We start from the raw sequence: 1523 nt of genomic DNA on the forward strand, positions 1-1523 counted from the left end.
AAGTATTGGCGATGGTATTGAAGCCATGGACAGGATTTCAGCAAAAGTTCTCGATGAAACATTTTCTACTGATTTGGGTGGTGAATCCAGGGATTTTAAGGAAAGTTCTTCGAACACGCTATTTGCCTTCGGACTGGCCATTTTATTGGTTTACCTGATTCTTTCGGCACAGTTTGAAAGTTTCAAAGATCCTATCATCATTATCTTAACAGTACCTATGGCTGTTGCTGGTGCTTTTCTATCGCTATGGCTGTTTGGACAAAGCTGGAATATCTTTAGCCAGATTGGAACCATCATGTTAATTGGTCTGGTTACCAAAAACGGTATCCTGATTGTAGAGTTTGCCAACCAGCTGAAAGAACAAGGTAAAAGTGTACACGATGCCATTAGGGAAGCTTCGGTATCAAGGTTAAGGCCTATTTTAATGACGAGTTTAGCAATTGCTATTGGCGCCCTTCCTATTGCCATGGCTTTAGGAGCCGCAGCAAAAAGTCGTATGGGCATGGGTATTGTCATTGTAGGTGGTACAACTTTTTCCCTTATCCTTACCCTATTCGTTATTCCTGCCATTTATTCTTTCTGGTCTAAAGAGCACAAGGAAAACACTGACCTTCAGGAATCTTTAAAGACGGTAACAGAAATTGAAATCAATGAGACAGTATAAATTTATCTTCCTCCTATTTTTTGCCGCTTTTACACAAAGTGTTGCCGCACAGGAATACCTTTCTTTACAGGACGCTATAACACTGGCTTTAAAAAATAATTACGACATAAAGCTGGTGAACAATGACCTGCTGATTGCTAAAAACAATGTCAACCTGGGCAATGCCGGTGTTTTACCGGGCTTGCAGGGGAATTTCAGCAATGGCGGAAGTAACCAGAACACCGTGCAGACTACTTCTACAGGTGAAGAGAGGAAAGCTGACGGCGTTAAAAATACCAATATGAGTTATGGTGTGGCCCTGGACTGGACTATTTTTGATGGTTTCAGGATGTTTGCTACCTATGATAAACTGAAAGAACTACAGAAGCAGGGTGAAATCAATGAAAAAGCAGTTGTACTGGGCACCATTGCTCAAGTAATCAATGCTTATTATGATTTAGTGCGCCAGCAGCAACTGGTCGTGGCTACAGATAGCGCCTTAGATATTTCAAGGTTCCGCATCAGGGTGGCCACCAATAAACTAGAGATTGGTAAAGGTTCTAAACTTGATGTATTGGCAGCAACGGTAGATTATAACACCGATACTTCGGCTTATTTGACACAAAAGAACCTTGCTCAAAATGCCATGGTTAATTTAAATCAGGTGATGGCCAGAGATTTAAATATCAAAATAAAGGTTCAGGAAGACATTGAGATCGACAGACAGCTGATTTACACTAATCTGGAAGGGGCCATGTTACAGCTTAACCCAGATTTACAAAATGCTTTTGTCAATAAAAAGGTTGCTGAATTGACTTTAAAGGAAGTAAAAGGACAAAGATACCCTGTAGTAGCCTTAAACAGTGGTTATGAATTTTCA

The 1523-nt window shown here is 40.5% G+C and carries 2 protein-coding genes; both read left to right on the forward strand.

The window, feature by feature from the left end; genetic code table 11:
* A partial coding sequence (locus tag ACR2F7_RS06115; protein ID WP_432712697.1) for an efflux RND transporter permease subunit occupies positions 1 to 664 on the forward strand: 664 nt, incomplete at its 5' end.
* Positions 651 to 1523, forward strand: an 873-nt coding sequence (locus ACR2F7_RS06120) for a TolC family protein (RefSeq protein WP_432712698.1), incomplete at its 3' end; no start/stop codon positions are given. The genes ACR2F7_RS06115 and ACR2F7_RS06120, both read left to right, overlap by 14 nt.

Origin of the sequence: Pedobacter sp. (genome assembly GCF_045628745.1) — a bacterium.
Taxonomy (GTDB): Bacteria; Bacteroidota; Bacteroidia; order Sphingobacteriales; family Sphingobacteriaceae; genus Pedobacter.